Origin of the sequence: Helicobacter sp. MIT 11-5569, assembly GCF_000765695.2 — a bacterium.
Classification (GTDB): Bacteria; Campylobacterota; Campylobacteria; order Campylobacterales; family Helicobacteraceae; genus Helicobacter_D.
On record NZ_JRPB02000010.1, the window covers coordinates 62,839 to 69,377 of the forward strand.

At 33.8% G+C, this 6,539-nt stretch carries 8 protein-coding genes, 1 tRNA gene and 1 pseudogene; 6 read left to right on the plus strand and 4 right to left on the minus strand.

Going from position 1 to position 6,539, the window contains the following annotated elements:
* Nucleotides 1–27: 27 nt before the first annotated feature.
* Nucleotides 28–648: an RdgB/HAM1 family non-canonical purine NTP pyrophosphatase gene (rdgB, locus tag LS70_RS08290; protein ID WP_034286807.1), complete on the plus strand. Its 621-nt coding sequence runs from the start codon at nt 28–30 to the stop codon at nt 646–648.
* Here the strand turns inward: rdgB and LS70_RS08295 are convergent.
* Nucleotides 645–992 carry a hypothetical protein gene (locus LS70_RS08295; RefSeq protein WP_201273983.1) on the minus strand — a complete coding sequence of 116 codons (348 nt, stop codon included), beginning with the start codon at nt 990–992 and terminating at the stop codon, nt 645–647. The genes rdgB and LS70_RS08295 overlap by 4 nt on opposite strands.
* Nucleotides 993–1,056: 64 nt before the next feature.
* Here LS70_RS08295 and LS70_RS08300 point away from each other — a divergent pair, with 64 nt between their 5' ends.
* From LS70_RS08300 to LS70_RS08315, 4 genes are all read left to right on the plus strand, one after another.
* The gene (locus LS70_RS08300; RefSeq protein ID WP_034286804.1) at nt 1,057–2,028 is read left to right on the plus strand and encodes a methionine ABC transporter ATP-binding protein; all 972 of its coding nucleotides are present in this window, start codon (nt 1,057–1,059) and stop codon (nt 2,026–2,028) included.
* Nucleotides 2,025–2,675 (plus strand): methionine ABC transporter permease, encoded by a 651-nt coding sequence (locus LS70_RS08305; protein WP_034286802.1) that lies wholly within the window; start codon nt 2,025–2,027, stop codon nt 2,673–2,675. The genes LS70_RS08300 and LS70_RS08305 overlap by 4 nt, the downstream gene beginning before the upstream one ends.
* 20 nt (nt 2,676–2,695) lie before the next feature.
* On the plus strand, nt 2,696–3,541 hold the full coding sequence (locus LS70_RS08310; protein WP_034286799.1) for a MetQ/NlpA family ABC transporter substrate-binding protein: 846 nt from the start codon (nt 2,696–2,698) through the stop codon (nt 3,539–3,541).
* Between the two features lie 327 nt (nt 3,542–3,868).
* Nucleotides 3,869–4,309, plus strand: a complete 441-nt coding sequence (locus tag LS70_RS08315) for a globin domain-containing protein (RefSeq protein ID WP_034286797.1) — start codon at nt 3,869–3,871, stop codon at nt 4,307–4,309.
* Between the two features lie 85 nt (nt 4,310–4,394).
* On the opposite strand, the gene LS70_RS08320 is transcribed toward LS70_RS08315, so the two are convergent.
* Nucleotides 4,395–4,470, minus strand: a tRNA-Phe gene (locus LS70_RS08320).
* 45 nt (nt 4,471–4,515) lie between these two features.
* A complete protein-coding gene (locus LS70_RS08325; protein ID WP_034286795.1) occupies nt 4,516–5,442 on the minus strand; it encodes a hypothetical protein in 927 nt (308 codons plus the stop codon).
* Between the two features lie 118 nt (nt 5,443–5,560).
* Here LS70_RS08325 and panC point away from each other — a divergent pair, with 118 nt between their 5' ends.
* Entirely contained in the window at nt 5,561–6,406 is an 846-nt protein-coding gene (gene panC, locus LS70_RS08330) for a pantoate--beta-alanine ligase (protein ID WP_034286793.1), read from the plus strand.
* Between the two features lie 28 nt (nt 6,407–6,434).
* On the opposite strand, the pseudogene LS70_RS10445 reads toward panC, so the two are convergent.
* Nucleotides 6,435–6,539: pseudogene (locus tag LS70_RS10445) on the minus strand (methyl-accepting chemotaxis protein); the annotation flags it as partial.

Sequence of the window (6,539 nt, forward strand, 5' to 3'; positions counted from 1 at the left end):
TCTAAAAAAGCTTAACAAGGTAACAATATGCGTTTAATTTTGGCAACTTCAAATCAAGATAAAATTAGAGAGATTAAGGAAATTTATGCAGCTTTAGCAAAGCGTTTAAAGCTAGAAATTTTAGCGTGGGATAAGCTTATTACCCCTTTTGAGATTGAAGAAAATGGGAAGAATTTTAAAGAAAATGCACTGATTAAATCAAAAGCAGTGTTTGAAGCACTTAAAAACAAAGGAATCTTAAAGTGTGATGATATTGTGCTATCTGATGATAGTGGAATCTGTGTTGATGCGCTAGGTGGCAAACCCGGAATCCATAGCGCAAGATATAGCGGTGGCAATGCAGTGGATAATCTAAATTTGCTTTGCGCAGAAGTTGCAAAACTTCCTCATAAAACTTCAAATGCACATTATTGTGCGTGTATTGGAATCTCTAGTGCGCAAGGAGATTTTAGCGCGCATGGCTTTATGTATGGAAGAGTGATAAGCACACCAAAAGGGCAAAATGGTTTTGGCTATGACCCGATGTTTATTCCTAAAGGATTTGAGCAGACTTTAGCAGAGCTAAGCAGCGAAGAGAAAAACGCAATCTCACACCGCACACAAGCTTTAGAAAATGCAAGTTATGTTTTGCAGGCGTTAAGATTCTAATTTTCTCCCCCTAAAATGCTGCCTTGAATACTTCTTTGGATTTCTTGTGCTTGCCTAAGTAGTTTTTGTTGCTCATCATCGTCATTTTTGGATTCCTTTTGTGTAGTGTTTTGTGGCTTTTGAGCGGCTTTTTGTTTTGCATTTATAGAATCCACAACGCCCATTTTTACAAAAGTATCTTCATAATTTTTACCGCCTTTTTTGACACGAATATACACTTGTCCGCTTGCTTGGTCATACAAATAAGTATCGTCCATATCATTAAACATTACCCAAGGTTGCGCAATTAAGTTTGCACCACACAATAACAATACGCTAGAAATTTTAGATAAGATTTTGCACACAAGAAAGCCTTTATTTACTTTTTTTTGTATAGAATTGCAAAATTTTATCAAACTTAGGAATAAAATGGATTTAATTACGGTAGAAAATCTATATAAAAGTTTTGGTGCTTTAGAGGTTTTAAAAGACATTAACCTTAGTATTAAAAAAGGTTCTATTTTTGGGCTTGTTGGGCATAGTGGAGCGGGCAAAAGCACATTATTAAGAACATTTAACGGATTGGAATCCATTAATCGTGGTTCTGTTAATATCGATGGTTTAGAAGTTTCAAAGCTTAATGTCAAAGATTTACGCGCATTGCGCCAAAGAATTGGAATGATTTTTCAGCATTTTTCATTATTACAGCGCAAAAATGTGTGGGAAAATATTGTTTTACCTTTGCAATGTGCAAATATTAAAATTGATTCTAAGCAAATTAAGAATCTCTTAGAACTTGTTGGCTTAGAAGACAAAGCAGGCTATTATCCTAATGCCCTAAGTGGTGGGCAAAAACAGCGCGTAGCGATTGCCAGAGCTTTGGCAATGCAACCGATGCTTTTGTTAAGTGATGAAGCTACAAGTGCGCTAGACCCTAATATCACAGGGGCGATTTTAGAATTACTCAAAAATATTAACAAAGAATTAGGTGTTACAATCGTGCTTGTAACACACGAAATGGAAGTGGTAAAAACGCTTTGTCAAGAAGCAGCGTTTATGGAAAATGGCGAAGTATTAAAAAGCGGAACAATAGAAGATTTATTTTTATCTCCTGACCCTAAAATGCGAGAGTTTTTAGGCGAGAATGAAATCTTGCCACAAAGTGGGCTAAATATTCGTATCTACTTCCCAAAAAATATTGCACAGAATCTTATCATCACACAAATGGCAAGAAATTTGCAAATGGATTTTGGCATTGTTTGGGGAACTTTGGAATCTTTTAATGGTGTAGCACTTGGCGTGCTTGTGATTAATATCCAAGAAGACAAAAAAGAAGAAGTTTGTAATTATTTAAACGCACAAGGTGCGACTTGGGAAATCATACAAGGAGGGCAAAAATGAATAGCAAAATTTTTTACTTACTTTTAGAAGCAACATTTGATACTTTATATATGAGCGTGATTGCGACGATTATTGCAACAGCACTTGCGATTATTCCTAGCATTTTGCTTTGTGCTAGCGCTCCTAATGGATTATCACCTAATGCGATTGTTTTTAGAATCTTAGATAGCATTACAAACACTTTGCGTTCTTTTCCTTTTTTGATTTTAATGGTTGTTTTGTTTCCTTTGACGCAAATTGTTGTTGGCAAAAGTATTGGCGCAACAGCGGCGATTGTGCCTTTGAGCATTGGAGCAGCTCCATTTATTGTGCGTATCATTGAAAACGCGCTTAAAGAAGTGGATAAAGGCGTGATTGAAGCTGCTCTTAGTTTTGGAGCGACAAATCTACAAATTATTTTTCGTATTATGTTTGTTGAAGCACTCCCTAGTATCGTAAGTGGAATCACTCTAGCATTAATTTTGGTTGTAGGTTTTAGCGCAATGGCTGGAGCAGTAGGCGGTGGAGGGCTTGGAGACATTGCTATTAAATATGGATATTATCGTTTTCAAAGTGATATTATGTTATACACCGTTTTGATTTTAATTTTCTTGGTGCAAATTATCCAAAGTCTTGGAGATTTTCTTTATAGAAAGTTAAAACACTAATTTTTTCAAAAAGGGCAAATATGTTTAAAACAGCAGTTCTTAGCAAATTAACATTAGGTGCTTTAGTTGTAGCAGCAGTGTTTAGCGGTTGTGATTCCAAAACAGAATCTAATCAAAATGCAGCAGCAAACGCACCAGAGACAAAAAGTGTAGAAAAAGTAATTGTAGGTGCTACTCCAGAGCCACACGCATTAATTTTAGAGCAAATCAAACCACTTTTGGCAAAAGATGGCGTAGAGATTGAGATTAAGGAATTTACAGATTATGTAACACCAAACAAATCTTTAGATGATGGTTCATTAGATGCAAATTTCTTTCAGCATAAGCCTTATTTAGATTCTTTTAATAAAGAACATAAAACAAACTTAGTAAGCGTTGCTGGGATTCATATTGAGCCTATGGGTGTGTATTCTCAAAGTATTAAAAGTTTAGAAGAGCTAAAAGAGGGGGATTTAATTTCGCTTCCAAATGACCCTAGTAATGGAGCGCGCGCACTTAGAATCTTAGAAAAAAATGGATTAATCACATTAAAAGGTGATGTAGAACTTGCTAGTGTGCAAGATATTGTAGAAAACCCAAAACAACTTCAATTTAAAGAAATGGACGCTCCACAACTAGCGCGTGCTTTAGGAGATGTAACCGCTTCTGTGATTAACACAAACTTTGCATTGCTTGCTGGATTAAATCCTCTAAATGATGCAATTGCGATTGAAGACAAAGATTCTCCTTATGTTAATATTCTTGTTGTAAAAGCAGGTAATGAAAATCAACCAAATATCCAAAAACTTATCAAAGCGTTACAGAGTGAAGAGATAAAACAATTTATCACAGACCAATACAAAGGCGCGATTCTACCTAGCTTTTAGATTCTATCTCCCTGTGGGGAGGTAGTGATTCTAATATTCGAGCTTAAATTACCCACAATTATTACAATATTATTTTCCAAAAGTTTTAATCTATATAATCATGTGTTAATTATTTTGCTATTAATTTCAGATTTTCTAAGGGATTTTTTGAGGTAAAAACTATGGTTGAATTGTTAAAATACCACTTTGTGCAAGAATTATTGGGTATATAATTTTTGTAGTTAATGGTTTTGAACTAGAAAAATCAAATAATATTAACATAAGATAATCTTTCTCATCTGCATTTATGATAGTATTATCGCCTTAATAATTATTAGAGGAGAAATTATGCTAGATTCAAAAAGTGTTGAGCTTGTAAAATCAACAATCCCTACCTTAAAAACACATGGAGAAGAAGTAACTAAATATTTCTATAAGGATATGTTTGAGAGATACCCGCAAGTCCAAAGTATGTTTGATATGGAAAAACAAAAAAATGGCAAGCAGCCAAAAGCTTTAGCAAAGGCAGTGTTAAATGCAGCAATGCACATAGAAAATCTTGACGAGATTCGTTCTTCAATAAATGTTATAGCTCACACACATGTGAAACTTAATGTTAGAGAAGAGCATTATCCTATTGTTGGCGAGTGTTTGCTTAAGGCTATCAAAGTTGTTTTAGGAGATAGTGCAACTCATGAAATATTAGAAGCATGGGAGAAAGCGTATCGTGAAATTGCTAGGTTTTATATTGCAATAGAAAAACAACTATATGCAAAAAAAGACAACTAGAAGAATGGAGTTCATAATAAAATTCTTGAAGTTTTTGTTTTACGATGATTTTATAAAGTAATTTGAAATCTATTAGAATATTAAGTGGTGGCTCGAGGCGGAATCGAACCACCGACACGGAGATTTTCAGTCTCCTGCTCTACCGACTGAGCTATCGAGCCTTTTTTGAAAGAGCAAAATTATAGCATTTAAGATTTAATTATAGCTTAAGTGCCGAGTTTGCGCATTAGATAAATCGCATTGCCTTTTGTATCGCAAAATGCTTTAAGATTTTCATATCCATAAAAAAGTGCAAGTTTAAAAAATGCCTCTAAATTATAATCATGTATTTTTTCTATAAATAATATTCCTCCGCTGTCTAGTTTTTTGTGCAATGATAAAAAGTCTTTTTTCTGGCGACCTTCATGGTCATTGTCATTAACTAAAGAGTTGATTAAACGCTCTTTGCTGATTCCAGAAAACCACATTTTTAGTAAATGTTTTTCAAAATACACTTCAGAATTAAATGTATAAGGCGCATAATATGCCATTTTAACCTTTGCTCCATTTAACATTTCATCTAAAACACTCTCATTATCAAGAAAATTAGGGACATAATGATGTAAAATCAAAATTTTCATCGGGTCAATATTGGATAATACTGCCTTGTATGTGCGTAAAGCAAGTTCTTTGGCGTCAAAATATGTAGGAGTTGAGATTGCATTATTGACAATTTGTGGCATTTTTAATGTTTCAGAGACTAGGCGTTTAATCCACAAGTTTAACGGATCTTTGGGAGCGGAATGCAAAAATTCTCTAATACTCATTACTTCATCATAAGTTTTAGAGTCTAAAAAACGTTTCATTCCATGGTCGGGAAAATTATATGTGATTTTGATTTCACTCAAGCGATTTTTAATTCCAGCTAAACTTGGATAGAAAAATTCTGATTCAAAGTTAATTCTAATGAGCGGATTATCATCATATACTAAACATTTACGCTCATTAATTGCTGCCTCAAAAGCAAGATTGCCCATTGGCATATAAGGAATTAAAATATTCTCACCCTGATTAGTATTTGCCAAAATTACCTTTTCATAAATGCTTAAATAATCTGCATCTGATACTTTTAATAAGTCTTTTAATTCCTGCATACAATCCCTTGTTGATTTTGAAACATTTTAACATATTTATATAATGTTTTATTTATTTTTTAACTTTATAGTCGCATAATTCACCCTTTTGTTCCAAATATTAAATAAGGAATCACAAATGCAAGTTTTATCCACAACAGAAGAATTGCGTCATTATATTGCAAATCTTAAGGCTGAAAATCCAAATAAAACTATAGGTTTAGTTCCTACAATGGGAGCATTACATAATGGGCATTTATCGCTAATTCAACAAAGTAAAGAACAATGTGATTATACCATTGTATCTATTTTTGTAAATCCTACACAATTTGCCCCCAATGAGGACTTTGATAAATATCCTAGAAAAAAAGAGGCAGATTTAAATATTTGTCAAAAAACCGATGTTGATATTGTTTTTATGCCAGAAATTGCACAAATGTATCCACTGGATTCCACATTGCAAACTACATTTAATGCGCCAAAGAATATGGCAAATGTGCTAGAGGGAAAAACGAGACCGGGACATTTTGATGGAGTGTTACAAATTGTATTGAAACTTTTCAATCTCACACAACCTACAAAAGCATTTTTTGGGCAAAAAGATGCACAGCAACTTTTAATCATTCAAAAAATGGTTGAGGATTTATTCTTGCCCATTACCATTGTATCTTGTCCTATTGTGCGCACTCAAGAGGGGCTAGCACTTAGTTCGCGCAATGTGTATTTGAGTGAAAATGGCAAAAAAGATGCACTTAAAATTTCTAGCGCACTTAATGCTATCACAAAAGCAATTATGCAAGGGATTCAAGATTCTAAAGCACTAAAAAAAATAGCTTTTGAGGTTTTAGAAAATATAGAAGTAGAATATTTGGTGATTGTTAATAGAGAGTTAGAAGAGATTAAGACGATTAAAAAAGATTCCACTTTGGTGTTAATTGTTGCGCGCATAGAGGGTGTGCGACTATTAGATAATCTTTGGTTTTAGTAGAAAGAATCCTATTTGGGATTCCCCCTTACTTAAACCTCTTCTTATTCACATCACTTAGAATATCATCAGCAATCTGATTAACTGTGCGTGTAATATCATTCGTGCTATTAGCTACACTCACATTATCTTG